The sequence below is a fragment of the Vibrio sp. 10N.222.52.B12 genome (genome assembly GCF_002875385.1).
In the GTDB taxonomy this organism is placed as follows: domain Bacteria; phylum Pseudomonadota; class Gammaproteobacteria; order Enterobacterales; family Vibrionaceae; genus Vibrio; species Vibrio jasicida.
The window spans coordinates 1-18,426 of record NZ_MDAW01000027.1; the positions used below are offsets into that span (position 1 = coordinate 1).

Genomic DNA, 18,426 nt, shown 5'->3' on the forward strand with positions numbered 1-18,426 from the left:
ATTTGTGTATAAGAGACAGGCCACGAGCGGGGTTTGCTTTTTTTCCTTCCGCTACTTTTGTCTTCATTTGACCCGAAAGGGCGAAGAAACCGTACAAAAAGGCATAACAATCATCACCATCACCTGTTAGCGAAAGCAAACTCCACAGAGAGTACGGCAGACTTTTATCTAGGGAAACGGCTCAACATCACCAGTTAAAAACGTTTGAAGGGGTGCGCTTATGAACCTAATGGATCTTCCCAAAAAACGCGGAAAATGGAGTCTCGAACTGTGCAAACAGAGCGCGGCTCATTATCAAACACGAACCCAATGGTGCGAAGGGTGCAAGGCAGCCTACAGCGCCGCTTATCGTAATGGATGGCTAGATCAGTGTTGCGCGCACATGCAGCGAGTCGGCATCAAATGGACATTTGAGAAATGCAAACAAAGCGCTGCGCGATACAACACACGGTCACAATGGAACCGGGGCTGTAAAAGCGCTTATCACGCCGCCCGTAAAAACGGCTGGGTGGAGGACTGCTGTGCACATATGCTCCCTTCTCGGACCGGTAAAAAATGGACCTTCGAAACTTGTGCAGACAACGCCAAACAGTACCAAACACGCTCCGATTGGCAGCGCGGTTGCAGCGGTGCTTATAACGCGGCCAACCGAAACGGCTGGCTAGAAGACTGCTGCCAGCACATGAAACAAATAGAGTTGAAGTGGAATCGAGAGGCCTGTGTCAAGAGCGCAAGCGCCTTCCAGACCCGCACTGAGTGGATTGCCGCTTGCAAAAGCGCTTACCAAGCAGCGAGAAATCGCGGATGGTTAGACGAATGCTGTGAGCACATGGGGGCGCCAAGAACACAGAAAAAATGGACGTTCGAAACATGTAAAGCCAGTGCAGCTAATTATCGTACGCGAACTGCATGGCAAGAAGGGTGCAGTGGCGCGTATTTCGCAGCACACCGCAATGGCTGGACACAAAAGTGCTGTGAACACATGCGTTCTGCTCGCTCAAAGTGGACGCTCAAAATTTGCAAAGGCAGCGCATCCTACTTCGCAAACAAGCGAGATTGGTTACGCTGCTGTCGCGGGGCATACAACGCCGCTCATCGCAATGGATGGCTTCCAGAATGCTGCTCACACATGGAAAGACCAAGACCTCAGGCGGCATAATGATCAAGCTCTCAAGGACGTCGAAAGTCTACTTAGCAGCCGCCCCTGTGAGCTTACTCAGTACACCACTGACTTTGGTTAACACCTCGTCACACCCTTCAATCTTGTGGCGCTCTTTTAAATACATTGGGTTGTTGTAAGCGAGCCAAGTTTTGCCTTCTGCATCTTCATAAACCAACACTTTTTGCGGCAAATCTATCGCAACTTCTTGAGCGCATTGCATCAGCGGCGTGCCGACTTTGGGATTACCAAACACAATCACTTCGGTTGGTCGTAGTGCCATATCGACCTTAGCCGCATTCTCTTGGTGATTCACACGCGCAAAGACGTTTAAGCCCTTACTTTGCGCGATTTCGACAAACTTATTCGCGGTATCTTGCACCGAATGTTGACTCTCGACTCGTACCACACTGTCTTCTGCCAAAGAGGAAAATGACGCCAACACTGCGACCAATCCTACCGTTATTGCTTTTACCATCTGCTGATTCCTTATGCTTCGATTTCACTACCCAAAACTATAGAAGCCAAGACCCATACTCGCGACTTGTACGTGTTTGATTTTCGGCTTTCCTTATCAACAATAGACCGACTCAGAGTGAAAATTGATTCAGATTAATAAAGCGTTAATCAGTCCAACATTAAAACCGTGAAGCACATAAAATACGTGACCTATTTTACTGAGTAAGAGATAACTAGTGACACGCGATCAATTTGAGTTATTAGCCCCAGGCGGCGATCTGGATTCCATCAAAGCTGCCATTGCTGCGGGTGCCGATGCTATCTACTGCGGACTAGACCGTTTTAATGCCCGCAACCGAGCGACCAACCTCACTTTAGATAACTTGAATGGCGTGCTGACGCTAGCTCATCAGCACAACTGTAAGATCTTCCTGACTCTGAACGTATTGATACTGGAAAGCGAAATCCCAGCCATCGTGCGTTTGCTCAGCCAGTTAAACACCACCGCAATTGATGGCGTGATCGTGCAAGATCTTGGTTTGGCTTACATTCTCAAGAATCATTTCCCAGATCTAGACGTACACGCTTCCACTCAGCTCAACACGCACAACGAAGGACAGATCTTGTTCCTGAATCAGTTGACGGCGAGCCGCGTGAACCTATCTCGTGAACTGAACATCAATGAGATCAAGCATCTGGCTCAGTTTGGTCGTGAGCATGACGTGACGATGGAAGTGTTTGTGCACGGCTCTTACTGCATTGGTTTCTCTGGCATCTGTTACATCAGCTCTGCGCGCAACGGGGCTTCGGGCAACCGTGGTCGTTGTAGCCAGCCTTGTCGTGAGCAATACGAAACCACCAAAACAGGCAACAGCTACCCTCTCAACATGAAGGACAACTCAGCATTTGGCGATTTAGAAGCGCTTGCCGATGCGGGCGTGTATTCGTTGAAAGTGGAAGGCCGCATTAAGAAATCTCACTACGTTTACACCGTAGTCGATAACTGGCGTAAACAGATTGACCGCTTATGTGATGGCGTAGAACTGTCGAACGACACCACAGAGTTGTACACCGTATTTAACCGCGATTTCTCTAACGCGTTTTTGCAAGGTGATTTCGGTAAAGCGATGTACATCGACAACCCTCGCGATCACGCCGTAAAACACTTCTCGAAGATCTACAAATGCGAATCCGCCGATGATGTGCAAGGCGTGAAGAAGAAGCTCTACGACGACAAAACCGCAATCATTGAGAAGGTTGCAGAGAAGACTCAAGATTTTGATGTGACTTCAACGCAAGCCTCTGGCAGCAGCCTAAAAGGCGCGATTGATGTACCGACTTTACCGACGCTACCTCAACCAGATATTCGCGAAGGCGCTCCGAAGCTATCTGTCTTGATTTCATCAGCAGAAGACACCGCACTATGCGAAAGCAGCAATGTCGATGTGTATTTCCAGCTACCAATGGGATTGGCGGGTGAACTGAATGCGATGATTGAGTTATTCCAAACAAACCCTAGATTGAAACCTTGGTTCCCTGCGATTTTGATTGGTGACGATTACCAAGCCTCACGTGCATTCTTAGAAGCAGTGAAACCAGAATTGTCGATCACCAACAACTCTGGCGTGGGCATGTTGGCTCAAGAGCTAGGATTAGGTTGGGTTGCAGGTCCGCAGATGAACACGGTGAACTCCTACTCGTTCAAATGTTTGCAAGAAGAGTTCGCCGCAAGCGGTGCGTTTATCTCTAACGAGCTGAACATGAAGCAGATGCGCCACATTAAGCGCCCGCACAACATGCGCAGCTACTACAGTATTTACCACCCAAACACTCTGCTTACCAGTCGCCAGTGTTTGTTCCAACAAACCGAAGGTTGCCGCAAGATTAAGGTAAATAAAGGCTGTTTGAAGCGTTGTGACAAGCGCACATCGATCATCAACCTAAAAGACAACCCGTATGTGGTGCAAAAACAAAAAGGCAGTCACAACTCGATCTACAGCGAGCACAACGTATTGAACCTGCAAGTACTGCAGGATTTGCCACAGCTGTTAACTGACGTATTGATCGACCTGCGCGAGATCCAGACAGAAACTAAAGTCACGATGACCAAACCTGAATTGATCGATGCCTTTACCGCTCTGTTGAATGAACACAATGAGCAGCATGTTGGGGCACTTAATACCGCGATTCACCCGACGGCAAACGCTCAATACTTGAAAGGCTTGTAACGGAATCTCATCAGATTCAACTGCACAATTTATGGAAGACTTATGCACCCAATGAAGCAAGAAACACTAAGCTACTTTGATGATTTGAACTACAGCGTGATGGCTCAAACGGAAGCGGTTTATGAACTCAAACAAAACCGTACAGGTTTAACCGTTGAGCTTAACTTTTCAGTGCTTGGTAAAGGCGAATTACCCGCAGAAAGCGAACAAAGAACCGATAAAAAGCTGTATTTCATTGATATTGAGGACATCGAACGCATTGGGTTTGAAGCACTCGAACCTTTCGTGGTTGGGCTTGGTGAGCATTGCTCTATGGTGGTGTTTGAAGAGGAGTTCTTTGAACAAAGCATGAAAGAGATGTGGATGTTCCTATCGAACGATCCGCGTGACCGTGACGTCTTCAACGACAGTAAGTTTTATCGCGCTTAACCCTTTCAAGGCGATTTTGTTCTTGATTTTTACCTCTTGGATGGCCGTTTTGAACACCAAAATCGCCATCCAATTTATCACTTTATCCCGCTTATTCTGACTCTGTACCAGCTTATTTTTGGGCTCAAGATCCACTTTTCTCATCGTATTAGCAATTCATTTTATTCGCCCCAACAATGCTCTCCCACCCAACCCAAAGCATTAATCAAATAAATACTCTAGCCATCAATAATTTACATCAATATTCATCCTAATCAATAAATTAGCTCAATTTATAAAACCAAGCGCATATGATGTTTTTTTTCTGAATCGGCCTTCAAATTTTGAGTTGTTTCTTTTCATTTGTAACTGGATGTAAGCAAAAAATATGAGTGATTTCGGCAGTGGTTAGATCAAGGGGCTTCCCTCTCTTTGTGACTTTTGCTTAGTGTTTGAAGTCCTCGCCGGAAATCCCCCACGAAATAGAAAATCAACAAGGACAGTCACTTAGCTTTTTAAAGCAAGTGATGAGGATTCAACAATGAAGAAAACAACAATCAGTTTGATGGTAACAGCGGTGCTCATGGGTTCCCCAATCATGGCCACCTCTGCACTCGGCGCAACACAAGAAAACATCATAACGGCCGCTCAAAGCGAGTCAGTCTCTGCCACGATAACCGTGCCACAGGTTGACCAGTGGTACTCACAAGCGCAGGTCGATTTGAAGAATATCTCAGGTCAGCAATTAGACTTGGCGGACGCAGAGATTTGGGTTACCTCAGACAAAGACGCGACGGTGAATAGCTCATGGGGTGCACCTTTTAATGTCAGCAGCCCTGCTCCCAATACGTTTGTCTTTACTCATGACAGCACGTCACAAATTCTAAACGATGGTCAAACAGCTCAAATCTTCTTTGGTCTTAATGCTACCAATGGTGATTACATCGATGGAAACGACGTGCATGTCGAGAAGGTGATCATCAAGAATGATCCTGCGCTTCAAGGCAAAATCACCCTACAAGCACCAAGTGCACCGCACGCCAGCCTAGCCGCGGCATCGATTTTGGTCGAGGGTGAGAACTACAGTGAGACCGTGTCTGTGCCGTGGGGAAGCAGCTTCGTTCTAGAGCACCTCCAAGATGGCGAATATCAAGTCACCGCTCAAGATGTAACGAGCGAAATGGGGATTGCCCACGCTTCCTCGCCAACCTCAACCGTGACTGTCGATAGCGATGCAACGCAGCCGAGTGTTTCCGTGCAGTACGACGCGTTTATCTACTACGCAAGCATCTCGCTCACAATGCCTGCACTGGATGGCATTACGGCAAGCCTAACCGCAGATGCCACCGTGAAAGCGGCAGGCACACAAGACGTTGAACGCAGCCTAGTGGTGCCATTTGGCAGCGAGATCGACATCAGCAAACTGCTTGATAACCACAAATACGATCTCTCCTACTCACCTATTACGGTAAACAACGTGCTTTACCAACCGAGCGACAACCTCGATGTCTTGGTCAACAAAGACACGGCGACGGAAATCAGCACCAACATCGTTGAAACGCCTATCGCGAGTGACGACTTCACTACCGTTCAAGCAAGTATTGTCGACTTACCTCAAGAAGCGATGCCAATTTTGCTCAACCTTGTCGCGAAAGATGGCTCTAGTCGCTACAGCTACGAAATTACTAGCTCGCCATTCACCTTGCCTGACGACGTTAAGCCGGGTGAGTACGATATCCAAATCGATTCGGTGTTTGCTGGAGACACGCGTTACGCCTATGACGGGGATGAATCCGTCTCTGTCACGCAAAGTGATGCTCCGTTGTTGCTAACGCTACCATTTCGTGAAGCGATGAGTCTTGCAGTCAAAGGCTTCCCAGATTACGTAGCAAATGGCACAGTGACGAACGACAGCGAACAGACCACCAATGAAATAGGTGCAACCAAGGTCAATGCCATCTTCAAATATGCGGGCTTAAGTGGCTCGGGTGATCCGGGCGTGATCTTGGCGAAAGACGAGCTTCCACTGCATAGAACCTACGCGAACGCACAAAGCGCTTCAGACCTTTCAGGCCATCACGTACTGCCAGTGATGGTGGTTTACACTGCAAACGCAAGTGGTGGTGCAAGTTGGACAGACTTAGTTGATGATGAATTGCTCTACAAACATTACGCGACCTTCATTACTCAAGCCATTGCGGCGCAAGAGTACGCGGCTGGTGATGGCAGCTCGCCAATGTCGTTTGTACTTAACCCTGACTTCTTAGGTGAACTACAGAAAAATCCAAGCCATGTGGACGATCTAAACCAAGCGGGCGCGGTCAATGTGAATGACCAACTCGCTCGTGCGTTGGATTACATGAAGACGACTTACGGTTATCAATCACCAGTGGCCGTTCCTCAATTCGAGAACACACTGAAAGGCTACATTGCGTCACTCAACTTCATCATGAATGGCTTAGCAGAAGACGTAACGTACGGCTGGCAAATCAACTTGTGGGCGGTAGGCTCTGCCAACTGGATTCACCAGACCGACGACCAATCTACTGACAAAGGCCAAGAAGTGGCGAACTTCGTCAACTCGCTGGATGTTTACACTGGCACTTACCAACCAGATTACATTGTGTTCGACAAATATGAGCGCGACGGTTTCGGCTCAGAAGCGATCGCGAACTACGCGTACAACGCCACCAGCTGGACGCGTTACCTATCGTATGTGAAAACCATCAGTGATGGCGTTGAGTCTCCGGCCATGATTTGGCAAATCCCAGGTGGCCACATGCCGACTCAAGATGAAGGCAATACACTGATCAACGTAGAGCATGAAGCGTCCGGCGGCTCTTACTTTATGGGTGATGCGCGCATCGGCACGGACATCAACAACGTACGTACTGGCCTACTCGACAAGCAGCTCAATCCAACCACTTACAACGGTGCGAGTAACGTTCGAGAATTGCTAGAAAAAGACGCGGGCTACGACTGGTCTCACGTGGCTATGCAAGATCTACCGAAGAGCAACGTGTTTGCCCTTTTGTGGGGTGGTGGCTCAACAACCGCAGTTGTAACCATAGGTTCGAATGGCACGGACAACGGCTGGCTAGACAACAAAGTCGACGCTTACGCGCAAAACCCAACGTGTTTGGTTGGCAACGATTGTGACGGCTCAATTTGGGGCGGTGACGGCGGCGATAAGCCACCAGTCGATAATAATCCACCAAGCGTTTCACTGTCTCCGAACTACCAGGTAAACAGCGGCGAAAGCGTAACCATCACCGCTAACGCTTCTGATCCAGATGGCGACGTGATTAGCTATCAATGGGAGGTTCCTTCTGACCTGACAGTTGTCGGCGACACCAATAGCGACACGCTAGTGGTAACGGCTCCGGTCACAGACCCAGACCTCACTTTCTCGATTTCAGTGCAGGTTTCTGATGGCGAGCTAAATGCCTCAGATTCAACTTCATTGAAAGTCGTTGGTGATAACAGCGGTGGCGGTGATGGCATTTGTGCCGACATCCCAGAGTTTGAGCAAAGACAGTACCAACCGGGCGAACAAGTGACCTACCAAGGCAGCTTGTATGAAGCCGACCGTTGGACAGACTCGACTCTCACTCCTGCTGCCCCATACTCGGGCTGGACGTTGATTGATAGCTGCTCGTAACCATTCCTAAATGGTCAAAGAGATACCGCCGAAACAGGCGGTATCTTTGTATCTACATCATCAGGCAAGGGAGTCACGGTCAAAGCTTAAGGTGACTTAGGTGTTATGTGCTTCAAACTCACATCAACATTTCTTGAACACTCGCCTTGCACTGACTACAATGGCGCACTTTTTTTAATGACTTCAAGGTCACAAACATGACAGATACAGCTAAACCAGCTCTACCAGATCGCCTAGCGGGTAACCCACGTAGCCCATTCTTCATCAAAGAATGCTTCGAGCACCAAATCGGTATTCGCATCAACGGCAAAGAGCGTACTGACGTAGAAGAATACTGCATCAGCGAAGGTTGGGTAAAAATTGCATCTCCTAAAGCAAAAGACCGTTTCGGCAACCCAATGCTAATCAAGCTTAAAGGCGAAGTTGAAGCATACTACGTGTAAGCTGACCACGCTGAATGTATTTGAAAGCTCGAGTCTGACTCGGGCTTTTTTAATGCCCGTCATATCCCTTTCTCGATTAACCTATTCCCTCTTCTTTTCAGTACAAGTTATTAAGAAATCGATGTAAATCGCTGTTTTTATCTTATTGTTGTCTAAAGTTTCTATAGAACTTACTGCAATAACCATTGCCAAAAGAAACGACACCTTTTGAATACAGGGAGAGGAAATGGAAAGCCCACTTGTCACACTCAAACACGCCAGCAAAAGCTTTGTCGATGGCAAAGAGACACATCGTGTGTTGGAAGGGGTCGACTTTACGTTGAACACAGGAGCGAGTGTTGCACTGACGGGCGCAAGTGGCAGCGGCAAAAGTACCTTACTCAATGTCATCGCTGGCTTTGAGCCACTTTCCGAAGGTGAGTTATGGTTAGATGGCGATAACACAGCGGCTTGGAAAGACCCACAATGGAGCCGATTTCGACACCAAAAACTCGGTGTTATCTTCCAGCAATTCAATCTATTAACGCCGCTCAACGTGCAGCAAAACATCGCCTTCCCTCTGCATTTGAATCAACAGAAATGGAACGACTGGTGCGATTATTTGGTCGAGACTCTAGGCATCAGTCAACTTCTCGATAGACATGTTTCTGCCCTTTCCGGTGGTCAACAACAACGGGTCGCAATTGCGCGCGCATTGGCTCACAAACCTAAGCTTCTACTCGCCGATGAACCCACAGGTAACCTCGACCAAAAAGCTGGTTTGGAAGTGATGAAACTACTGAGTGAAATCACCACTCAAGGCAATACGGCGGTGCTGTTAGTCACCCACAGTCCTGAATGCGCTGAGTTTATGAAAACACGGCTGCGCTTGGATAACAGTCAGCTACAGAACAATCATCAAGTAAACAAACACGAGCTTCGCCATGAAGCAAGCTAAGCTATCAAACACCAGATTTACTCATACTCGACTCGCCCTGAATCTGTTTGTAGCGCACTATCGGCAGGCGCCACTGCAAGCCGCCGCAATTCTGATCGGTATCGTGCTGGCCGTGACCTTGTTTGTTGCGGTGCAGGCCATCAACCTTAATGCCAAGCGCAGTTATGCAGAGTCTACCGAGCAGCTTAGCGCACAAGCTCAAAACTTAATTATTCCACCAGCAGGGCAAAACTATCTGCCCGAATCGCTCTACTTCACCCTCAGACAAAACGGACTCAGTGCAGCGCTACCTGTAATCGAAGGGCGAGTCAGAGATGAACAAGGGCGTCGCTGGTCAGTGCAAGGTAGCGAGTTAATTGCCGCCATCTCTTCGCGTTCTCGGTATTCTACAAACGGAAAGTCATCAGAAAACCAACCGAACGTCTCTTTGTTCGACAGTGCTTTGCCTTTGCCTGAGCTTTTAGCCGGCAAGCCAATCGTGATGATGAGCCAATCTCAACATCAAAACTTAGGGGAAGTAGAAACCCTAACTCTGGATGACATTCCAACCCAAGTGGTGGTGCTACCAGACGAATGGCAGTTAGGTAGCCGAATGTTGATGGACATAGGCTTTGCCCAGCAACTGCTCAATAAACAAGGACAGCTCAGTTACATTGCAGTTTTCCATTCGGGTGATAAAGGGAATAAAGACACGCAAGCAAATTGGCAAAGCATCATTGGTGAACAAGGACAATGGATTTCCAATAATCAAAGTACAGACCTTGGCTCGCTGACCGACAGCTTTCACCTCAACCTCACCGCAATGAGCTTACTCGCGTTTTTAGTCGGGCTGTTCATTGCCTACAACGGCGTAAAGTACAGCTTGCTTAAACGCAATCGGCTATTAGTGCAGATTCAACAGGCGGGTGTCGCGCCGAGCATTGTGTTCTCTGCGCTGTTAGTTGAACTCTCTCTTCTCGTTACCATCGGCGCTTCCCTCGGTTTTGTATTGGGCATGCAGCTTAGCCACTGGTTACATCCGACCGTGGCACTGACTCTAGAACAACTTTATGGTGCGACACTGCTGCCCGGCACTTGGCAGTGGCAATGGTGGGCGCAAGCGCTGCTGCTCACGTTAGCCGCAACCCTATTGGCGTGTTGGCAGCACTTTAAACAGCGAGTGCGCCAGCCGCTTTCCTCTCATGGTGGATTTTATCAAGCACCTGAAGCTTCTAGCGAAAGCCAATTGTTCGTGATAGGTGCTGCGTTGACGACTCTCGCACTCGCAGGGTTATGGCTGAGTGAGCATCACCGCTTCACCATGGCGTGGCTCGGCGTGCTTGTGGTGTCGATTCCTTTTCACCTACCCAAAACACTCAGCGTGTTAGCCAATTGGTGTGAAAAGCGCACCAGTTCTGGTTTGATGCAGTATCTGTTTGCTGAGCTGCGCGAGCTGATTTCTCCGCTTTCTCTCGCCATGATGGCACTGCTACTCGCCGTTACTGCCAATATGGGGATGAACACGCTAGTTGGCAGCTTTGAATCCACCTTAAAACAGTGGTTAGAACAAAGGCTACACGCCGATATTTACGTCAGCCCTGCACAGGGTGAAATCGCTGATGTAGAGTGCGCGTTAGGGCAGTTCGACAAGGTTGAGACCGTCTACAAGCAATACTACGTCGACGATAACCTACAAGGTTTACCAATTTTGCTTGGCACCAAAGACAAAGACACCTTAGAGCAAACCATGGTGTTCAAATCGCATTTGGAGAACTTCTGGTCACGTTTTTACCAAGGTGAATTAGTCGCCATCAGTGAACCTACTGCGGTCAAACTGAGTTTATCACTGGGTAGCGAGCTCACGCTTGATGCCGTTCCAAATAAGAACCTACTTGTGGGTGCGGTATTCCACGATTACGGCTCACCTAACGGTGAAGTCTTATTAGCACCCAAATTATGGCAAGAGAGTGGCTTTACCGACCTGCCAACAAGCCTTGGTATTAAAGTCTCGGGTGACCCACAAATCGTCTACGAGCAACTGCGCGAACAATTGAATCTGCATCCAAGTCAGCTCTACGATCAGGCGCAAATCAAATCCATCGCGTTGGATATATTCTCGCAGACCTTCGCCATTACGCGCGCACTCAACGGCGTGACGTTGATGGTCGCGGTGATTGGTTTGTTCAGTGCTTGCTTCATGTTGCTCGACGCGCGCAAAGCCGCCATTGCAAGGCTGTACGCTCTTGGTGTTAGTCGTCGTAAATTAATGACCATGGTGGTCGGACAGATCGTCGCTCTGGTCAGTTTTACTCTGGTTATCGCCCTGCCCCTCGGTGCCATGGTTGGCTATGTACTGACAGACATCGTCACCTTGCGCGCTTTTGGTTGGAGCTTAAATTATCTGTGGAATTGGAGTGATGCGCTGAGCATTGCGGCAATCACCATCTTGGTGGCAGTGATCGCAACCTTGATTCCGCTGTGGCGATTGGTCAGCAAGCCTGTCGTGTCCAGTTTGCAAAGCGAGGTGTTGTGATGGCTAGATTAGCAAGCACACTTACTCTACTCATAAGCAGCTTATTCCTGTTCGGTTGTGAAGATCCCCAACAACAAAATATGGGCACGTTGCTGGGAAGCGGAGATACGCAAAGCGAGAGCAACCTATTCACACCCGTAGAAAAAGGGGTTGAACTCACCTTTCCTACCGATCATCAAGCACACCCGGATTTTCGTCATGAATGGTGGTACTTAACCGCTAACTTAATTGATGCAGACGGCAACCCACTTGGCGTTCAATGGACACAGTTTCGCTTTGCCGCTGCGCCACCAAAAGGCGAAGATGAAGCGAAGAAAACCGATTGGCAAACTCAGCAAATCTACATGGCGCACAGCGCAGTCACGACAACCGACAAACACTACGCCGATGAAAAATGGTCGCGCGACCAAGCCTCTCTCGCTGGCGTCAACACTTCACCATTTCGGGTTTACCTCGATGATTGGCAGTGGTCTTCTTCAACCACCGATCTCTTCCCTGCCACATTGAAGGCGAACTCCGAACAGTTTGGCTATTCGCTGACGCTTACCAGCAGCGCACCGTATCAAAAGCAAGGCGAGCAAGGTTACAGCACCAAAAGCGCCGATGGTCAGGTGGCTTCGTATTACTACAGCCAACCGTTTATTGATGTCTCCGGTGAAGTTACGATCGACGGCGAAACCCATCAAGTGTCGGGCAAAGGTTGGATAGATCGAGAGTGGAGCTCGCAGTTCTTGCTCGATTCACAACAAGGCTGGGACTGGTTTGCCCTAAGGTTGAGTGACGAAACCAGCTTGGTAGTGTTTCAATTGCGGGATTCCAAAACCGGACTAGCCAGTTACTCCAGTGCAAGGCTGATGCAGCAAGATGGCTCTGGTATCGCTATCCCACAAAAAGACATTCAGTTAAAGGCGACCAAGCAAACAGAAATCCAAGGGCGAAAGTATCCAACCCAGTGGCAAGTGTCGATTCCTAACCAGCAAATCGAGCTTACGGTTTCGGCACTCAACCCGAGCGCGAAAATGCCACTTTCGGTGCCTTACTGGGAAGGCCCGGTGCGTCTTGAGGGCTCTCATTCAGGTACAGGTTATATGGAGTTAACAGGGTATTAAACCCTCTAAGTGAGAGGCTAAGTAAAAAATCCGTGCAGAATTTCAGTGGTTCGATTCATAATAAATAGGTCCACTAGCAGAGCAAATTCGACAGTTATCATGAACAGCAACAAACCGATCATTCCCAGAGTGCGATTAATCCTCGGCCAGCCTTGCCGAGCGATTGAAATTACTGACGATGAAGACGACCCGTTTCTAGAGCCTCACCGTCACGAGTATTGGGAACTGGTTTGGTGCAAAGAAGATAAAGGCACACAAAGCATCGATTTTGTCGAATATGAAAACCGAGCTAATCGCTTATTTACCATCGCGCCAGGGCAAGTGCACCTATCTGAGTTTATGGGTAACAATGTTCGTTTACTTGTGTTTGCTGCTGGCTTTGTTGAAACCAACAAACGCAGCACGCAATAAGTCGAAAGCGTCTTTGCCACTCACAGTGACCGCCCTCCTTACATCGATTGCAGCGAAGAAGGGATTCGACATCTAGAGCCGCTATTCGGCATGTTAAAGCAAGAGTGTGAGCGGGGAGAACAAGACTGCGACTGGGGTTTGGTGGAATCACTCATCAATTGCTTTTTGCGCTACTTATTGCGCCATGCAAAAGCCTGCGACCGAAAAGGCGAACAGCGCGACATGCGAGTGGGGCAATTGGTCGAGCTTATCGACCAGCATTACAAACAAGAGAAAAAATGTGAGTTCTACGCATCAAAGCTCGCCCTCACCAGCAAACGACTCAACGAAATTGTAAAAGCCGAGAGAGGAAAAACCGTCACCCAACTGATTCATGACCGTATCATGCTTGAGGCTAACCGCGATCTGGTGTTTTCCGCCAAAACCATCAAAACCATCGCTTTTGAGTTAGGTTTTGACGATCCCGCTTACTTTAGCCGCTTTTACCGAAAGCAAATGAGCGAATCACCCGCAGAATTCCGCTTAAGATGTGTAGATAGTACAACACTATAGGCGATAATCCCTTTTAGCCGCACCGATATGTACTGATAATACCCGCCAATCAATTCACCACAAACGGGTTTTATTTGCACATTATGGCTATCAATCTCAAAACTGATCCCATTTCAAAATCTTTTTATCAGTACCTGTGGCCAGCATTAACAGGCATGGTGATAAAGTCACTCTTTATCATGGGCGATGCCTTTTTTATCGGCATGGGCGTGGGGCCAGATGGCCTTGGTGCGATCTCGTTGATCATTCCGCCATTTTCCATTTTCACCGCTATTGCCATGATGGTTGGCATTGGTGGCGCAGCTAAAATGTCGATAGAAATCGGCAAAGGTAACACGGATTCGAGCCAACTTTGGTTCAGCCAGTCCATGTTGCTTACTGCGATCCTTTCTACTATCACAGTGGTTGCTGCGTTAACTTGGCTTGATGAGTTGATCGCCTTTATGGGTGCCTCAGGCAACATGGCGCAACTGGCTCACGATTACCTAGTCGTATTGCTGCCGTTCTTTGTTTTGTACTCCTTAGCGTGGGTGCTATCGTGCTTTGTACGTAACGATGCCAACCCAAAACTGGCAACTTACGCGATGTCACTTGGTGCGATTGCTAATCTGTTTTTTGACTACATCTTCATTATTGAAATGGGGATGGGAATGAAAGGTGCTGCGTACGCGACAGCGATTTCTCAAGTCGTCATCGCGGTGATTCTGCTTAGCCACTTTGCACGTAAGAAAGGGTCGTTAGAGTTAAGCTTGAAAGGCATTGGTCTGGACAAAACCAAAGAGATCATCAGCATTGGGGTTCCAACCTTCTTTATCGAAGTGACGTCTGCCATGACCATCGTTTTGTTCAACTATGTGTTGCTAACACAGTTCGGCGAGAGCCATATCATCGCTTATGGCTTAACCACCAACGTTGGCGTTCTTGCTCTGTTTGTCATGGTCGGCATCGCACAAGCGTGTCAGCCAATCATCAGCTTTAACCACGGCGCTACGCGCCCTGAGCGTATCGATGACATCTTAAAGCTGGGATTAAAAGCCGCAATTGGTAGTGGAAGCGTGTTTTTGATTATTGTTTGGCTGTTCGCTCCAAACATCGCCGCAGCGTACCTTGGCAGCAATGATGGTCTCATCACATTGGCTTCAACTGCCGTCAGTTTCTTCTTTCTTGGTGTGCCTTTGATGGGCTTTAACATGGTGATTGCGAACTTGTTCCAAGCGATTGCAAAACCAAAACAAGCCACACTGATTTCATTGAGCCGTGGATTTGTGTTTGTCGCACTGGGCGTCCTGATACTACCTAAACTGTTCCCACAAGACGGTATTTGGGCAAGCATCGTGTTTGCAGAAGCACTCACTGCGGTGATCAGTTTGAGCATGCTGCTGATTTATCGTCGCAGAGCCATGGTATCAAACATCGAACAACAAGCGCAGTTGCTAGTTCAACCAAGCTCAGCCAAATGATAAACTCGGGTTCTATTTCATTCTGTGATTAAAAGGAAATGCGATGAACCCGATTATTGCGCTGCTAAAAGAGAACAACATCAGCGACGAACAAATCAACGAGATTTTTCAGACTCTGACGCAAAACCCTCTAGCGGCAATGGCAACAATCAGCCAACTAGGTTTGCCACAAGACAAGCTACAAATGCTGATGGCGCAAGTGATGCAAAACCCTGCGCTAATCAAAGAAGCCGTAGGCGAGTTGGGATTGGATTTCTCAAAGGTTGAAGAAGCAAAAGAGAAACTTCAAAGCCAAAACCAAGGCAACTAAGTCTTAGCCATTTAGCGCTGAATATAAAAAAGGCCGTTAACCCGAGCATGTGGGTTAACGGCCTTTTTTGTTCCTACTTTGTTTTTGACTACTTTTCTGTCAGCTAATTATTAGCGATTTAAAGACGCGAATTGTTCTGCGGTCATACCGTAGTAAAGCTTGTCGTCAAAGCCTTGCTCTCGTTTGTAGTAGTCTTTCTGACGGCCTTCTTGAGTAAAACCATTTTTCTCTAACGTCTTGTAAGAACCAGCATTAGAAGCGTAGCAATCGGCACTGACTTTATGGGCGTTTAGCTCAGTAAAGCCAATCTCGGTCATCATTTGGCAAGCGCGAGTCGCGACACCTTTGCCCCATGCGCAAGTAGGTAACTGATAACCCACTTCGTAGTTGCCAGCTAAGAACATCACTGCGGTCACCGCACACATTCCCATGTACTGACCTTGTTGGTCACGAATCACGAACGTTGGGCTATCTGGCCAAACACCGTCTTTGATCGCTTGTGCCGTATTTTCAATAATAGGGCCAAAGAAACCCTCATACAGGCTTTTATCAGCAGGAGCGAAGAACAGATACTGATTGACCTTATCGTCGTTCAGCATCTCGATAATATCTTGTAGATCAGAGCCTTGAATCAGTTGGATAGTCAACGATTCATTAAATGGAATGGCTTCGCCTTGTTTTAGTTTTTGATATGACATGTGTTACCTCGTTATCTGCTGAAAATAGTAGCCCAGCGGATAAGAGAAAAATTGGATTTTTGCGACAACTTTCGGGCTGATTAGCAATATATTACGACTCAAAGTCGCCATAGATATCGATGGTTAAGTCACGCTTTTTCAAGTACTTGCTCGGCGTTTTTCTTAGCTGCTGTTTGAGGGTACGAATCAAATGCGATTGGTCACTGAAACCAAATTGCTGTGAGAAGCTCGCCCAATCAATCGCTTCTTGTTGCTTGTAGAGAGTCAAAATCATCTGCTCCAGACGTGCCATTTGTTGATACTGCTTAACGCTCAACCCCACCACTTGCTTGAAACTGCGCTCAAGCGTTCTTCGAGAACAGGCGCACTGTTTGGCTATCTCATCAATATCCATCGCTAACTCGGGTGAGCGTAGCGCTTGAGCATCCATCACGGACACCGCTTTTTGCGATGCCAAAAACGGTTTGGTGCAACAAGGTTCGATATCTAACGCATCTAAATGTCGCTTGATATAGTCCAGCAAACATTGCGGTGAATCTTGCAACTCTAACTGCCATAGACCCAGTTGAAAGCGCACATCAAACGCCGTGTTGAGCCAATCAAACCATTCGCATTGGTTAATTGCAGCTACTTGGGACACATCGCTAAACCGTGACTCAATGGCATACAAACCCTCTGGGCGAAAGGTGATACCAATACGCTTGATGGGAGCCGTATCTTCCAACAACAGTAAATGTTCGTTAGCCGTTAATAAGTGGCATCCTTTGCCAGCAAGCTTAATGTCCCCCGTGTCGTAACTGTAGCCTTGCTCTGGTGGCGTAAAGAGTATATGAGCACGCGGGTTTGGAATAAGGCGCGGCTTGGGGTCAATGACTTCACCTTCTGGCACTTCCAAGTACCAAACTTGATGAATGAGCCATTCGTACTCTGGCAGAGACTGTTTCCAAGCTATCATGATTGTCCTAGTGGTTAGTAAAGATAATGGGCGCAACGTTTTTGCTTAAACATCTGCTCGTTGAGTGTGACTGATTGACGCTCATCTCGCCACGCATTTCTCACCCTGCTCCCTTGCAAGCTTGTTGGATTGCGGTAGGCTTTGAGCAGAGAAAACAAGCCGAACAGAACAAGGAAATACCACGATGCGCGTCGACTACCACCAACGACTGGTTCCTGTGATTCGTTATTTAGAACAACACTTTAATGAACCACTCAACCTGCCAGAAGTGGCTGCGCTGGCGCACCTTTCCCCTTATCACTTTCATCGTACCTTCAAAGCCGTGCAAGGCGAGACATTGGCTGATTTCATTCGACGTTTACGTCTAGAAGCCGCCGCCGATGACTTATTCAAATCCAAACAACCGGTATTGAACATTGCCCTAGAGTACGGATTTTCTAGCTCACAGAGCTTAGCCAAAGCCTTCAAACAACATTATGGCGTTACACCTACGGCCTTTCGTGACTGCGAAAACTACCAGCAGTTTTCTGAATTAGCACGAAACAGCAAGATTGGACACACGTTGCGCAAGAATGGAAACGAAGTAACACCAAGCGATTCATATACTGGCTCTGAACTCACCAAATGGAACATGACAATGGAAACGCAAAACTTTGAAAAAGCAAAACTGGCTTACATTCGCGTAAACGGCCCTTACGGCCAAGGCTATGAAGAGCCATCAGGTCGCCTGTATCAATGGGCAGGAATGAAAGGTTTGGCGGGCAATACCTGCATCTTCATCTACCATGACAATCCTGAAATCACGCCAGACGAGAAGTGTCGCACTGACATCTGCTTGATGGTGCCAGAAGATACGGAAGTTCCGAAAGGGATTGAGCTGCAAGACTTCCCAGGCGGTCAATATGCGGTGATGCGCCAGCACATTACTGACCCGAGCCAATACTCCAAAGCGTGGGATGATGTCATGAGCAAGGTAATTGAATCCGGTATTGAGAACGACGACCGCCCTTGCTTTGAGCTTTACCACAGCTTTGACCCACAAACGCACCATGCAGACGTTAGCTTCTGCACCGCCATCAAATAAACCAAAAGCCTGCATCGTTGCCTGTCTCTTGATCACAAGT

14 protein-coding genes and 1 pseudogene are annotated in these 18,426 nt (G+C 48.0%); 12 read left to right on the forward strand and 3 right to left on the reverse strand.

Annotation, left to right across the window (positions count from 1 at the left end; all coding sequences use genetic code 11):
• Positions 1–220: 220 nt before the first annotated feature.
• Positions 221–1,159 (forward strand): hypothetical protein, encoded by a 939-nt coding sequence (locus BCT11_RS01665; protein WP_042600620.1) that lies wholly within the window; start codon positions 221–223, stop codon positions 1,157–1,159.
• Positions 1,160–1,187: 28 nt separating this feature from the next.
• On the opposite strand, the gene BCT11_RS01670 is transcribed toward BCT11_RS01665, so the two are convergent.
• Positions 1,188–1,637 carry a DUF302 domain-containing protein gene (locus BCT11_RS01670; RefSeq protein ID WP_102386928.1) on the reverse strand — a complete coding sequence of 150 codons (450 nt, stop codon included), beginning with the start codon at positions 1,635–1,637 and terminating at the stop codon, positions 1,188–1,190.
• A gap of 217 nt (positions 1,638–1,854) precedes the next feature.
• On the opposite strand from BCT11_RS01670, the gene BCT11_RS01675 reads away from it, so the two are divergent.
• The 10 genes and pseudogenes from BCT11_RS01675 to BCT11_RS01720 all read left to right on the forward strand — a co-directional run bounded on the left by BCT11_RS01675 (position 1,855) and on the right by BCT11_RS01720 (position 15,649).
• Positions 1,855–3,846, forward strand: a complete 1,992-nt coding sequence (locus BCT11_RS01675; RefSeq protein WP_102386929.1) for a peptidase U32 family protein — start codon at positions 1,855–1,857, stop codon at positions 3,844–3,846.
• A gap of 42 nt (positions 3,847–3,888) precedes the next feature.
• Positions 3,889–4,275 (forward strand): hypothetical protein, encoded by a 387-nt coding sequence (locus tag BCT11_RS01680; RefSeq protein WP_039973993.1) that lies wholly within the window; start codon positions 3,889–3,891, stop codon positions 4,273–4,275.
• 520 nt (positions 4,276–4,795) lie between these two features.
• On the forward strand, positions 4,796–7,915 hold the full coding sequence (locus tag BCT11_RS01685; protein WP_102386930.1) for a hydrogenase expression protein: 3,120 nt from the start codon (positions 4,796–4,798) through the stop codon (positions 7,913–7,915).
• Positions 7,916–8,112: 197 nt separating this feature from the next.
• Positions 8,113–8,358: a DUF3297 family protein gene (locus BCT11_RS01690; RefSeq protein ID WP_102386931.1), complete on the forward strand. Its 246-nt coding sequence runs from the start codon at positions 8,113–8,115 to the stop codon at positions 8,356–8,358.
• Positions 8,359–8,584: 226 nt separating this feature from the next.
• On the forward strand, positions 8,585–9,295 hold the full coding sequence (locus BCT11_RS01695) for an ABC transporter ATP-binding protein (protein ID WP_102386932.1): 711 nt from the start codon (positions 8,585–8,587) through the stop codon (positions 9,293–9,295).
• A complete protein-coding gene (locus BCT11_RS01700) occupies positions 9,282–11,807 on the forward strand; it encodes an ABC transporter permease (protein ID WP_102386933.1) in 2,526 nt (841 codons plus the stop codon). The genes BCT11_RS01695 and BCT11_RS01700 overlap by 14 nt, the downstream gene beginning before the upstream one ends.
• On the forward strand, positions 11,807–12,916 hold the full coding sequence (locus BCT11_RS01705) for a lipocalin-like domain-containing protein (RefSeq protein WP_102386934.1): 1,110 nt from the start codon (positions 11,807–11,809) through the stop codon (positions 12,914–12,916). The genes BCT11_RS01700 and BCT11_RS01705 overlap by 1 nt, the downstream gene beginning before the upstream one ends.
• 99 nt (positions 12,917–13,015) lie before the next feature.
• Positions 13,016–13,879 (forward strand): annotated as a pseudogene (locus BCT11_RS01710) (helix-turn-helix domain-containing protein).
• An 83-nt stretch (positions 13,880–13,962) separates the two neighbouring features.
• Positions 13,963–15,339, forward strand: a complete 1,377-nt coding sequence (locus BCT11_RS01715) for an MATE family efflux transporter (RefSeq protein WP_102386935.1) — start codon at positions 13,963–13,965, stop codon at positions 15,337–15,339.
• Between the two features lie 43 nt (positions 15,340–15,382).
• Positions 15,383–15,649, forward strand: coding sequence for a DUF2999 family protein (locus tag BCT11_RS01720; RefSeq protein ID WP_102386936.1), 267 nt, complete (start codon positions 15,383–15,385; stop codon positions 15,647–15,649).
• A gap of 110 nt (positions 15,650–15,759) precedes the next feature.
• On the opposite strand, the gene BCT11_RS01725 is transcribed toward BCT11_RS01720, so the two are convergent.
• Both BCT11_RS01725 and BCT11_RS01730 read right to left on the reverse strand, forming a co-directional pair.
• Complete coding sequence (locus BCT11_RS01725; RefSeq protein WP_102386937.1) at positions 15,760–16,347, reverse strand: GNAT family protein; 588 nt, start codon at positions 16,345–16,347, stop codon at positions 15,760–15,762.
• Positions 16,348–16,438: 91 nt separating this feature from the next.
• The gene (locus tag BCT11_RS01730) at positions 16,439–17,302 is read right to left on the reverse strand and encodes a helix-turn-helix transcriptional regulator (RefSeq protein WP_102386938.1); all 864 of its coding nucleotides are present in this window, start codon (positions 17,300–17,302) and stop codon (positions 16,439–16,441) included.
• A gap of 184 nt (positions 17,303–17,486) precedes the next feature.
• Here BCT11_RS01730 and BCT11_RS01735 point away from each other — a divergent pair, with 184 nt between their 5' ends.
• Positions 17,487–18,386, forward strand: coding sequence for an AraC family transcriptional regulator (locus BCT11_RS01735; RefSeq protein ID WP_102386939.1), 900 nt, complete (start codon positions 17,487–17,489; stop codon positions 18,384–18,386).
• The last annotated feature ends 40 nt before the right edge of the window (positions 18,387–18,426 follow it).

Bases quoted from the DNA above. Each gene is read 5' to 3' on its own strand.
- BCT11_RS01680 (WP_039973993.1), top strand. From the start codon at position 3,889: ATGCACCCAATGAAGCAAGAAACACTAAGCTACTTTGATGATTTGAAC.
- BCT11_RS01685 (WP_102386930.1), top strand. From the start codon at position 4,796: ATGAAGAAAACAACAATCAGTTTGATGGTAACAGCGGTGCTCATGGGT.
- BCT11_RS01715 (WP_102386935.1), top strand. From the start codon at position 13,963: ATGGCTATCAATCTCAAAACTGATCCCATTTCAAAATCTTTTTATCAG.
- BCT11_RS01665 (WP_042600620.1), top strand. From the start codon at position 221: ATGAACCTAATGGATCTTCCCAAAAAACGCGGAAAATGGAGTCTCGAA.
- BCT11_RS01695 (WP_102386932.1), top strand. From the start codon at position 8,585: ATGGAAAGCCCACTTGTCACACTCAAACACGCCAGCAAAAGCTTTGTC.
- BCT11_RS01730 (WP_102386938.1), bottom strand. From the start codon at position 17,302: ATGATAGCTTGGAAACAGTCTCTGCCAGAGTACGAATGGCTCATTCAT.
- BCT11_RS01700 (WP_102386933.1), top strand. From the start codon at position 9,282: ATGAAGCAAGCTAAGCTATCAAACACCAGATTTACTCATACTCGACTC.
- BCT11_RS01735 (WP_102386939.1), top strand. From the start codon at position 17,487: ATGCGCGTCGACTACCACCAACGACTGGTTCCTGTGATTCGTTATTTA.
- BCT11_RS01725 (WP_102386937.1), bottom strand. From the start codon at position 16,347: ATGTCATATCAAAAACTAAAACAAGGCGAAGCCATTCCATTTAATGAA.
- BCT11_RS01720 (WP_102386936.1), top strand. From the start codon at position 15,383: ATGAACCCGATTATTGCGCTGCTAAAAGAGAACAACATCAGCGACGAA.
- BCT11_RS01670 (WP_102386928.1), bottom strand. From the start codon at position 1,637: ATGGTAAAAGCAATAACGGTAGGATTGGTCGCAGTGTTGGCGTCATTT.
- BCT11_RS01690 (WP_102386931.1), top strand. From the start codon at position 8,113: ATGACAGATACAGCTAAACCAGCTCTACCAGATCGCCTAGCGGGTAAC.
- BCT11_RS01705 (WP_102386934.1), top strand. From the start codon at position 11,807: ATGGCTAGATTAGCAAGCACACTTACTCTACTCATAAGCAGCTTATTC.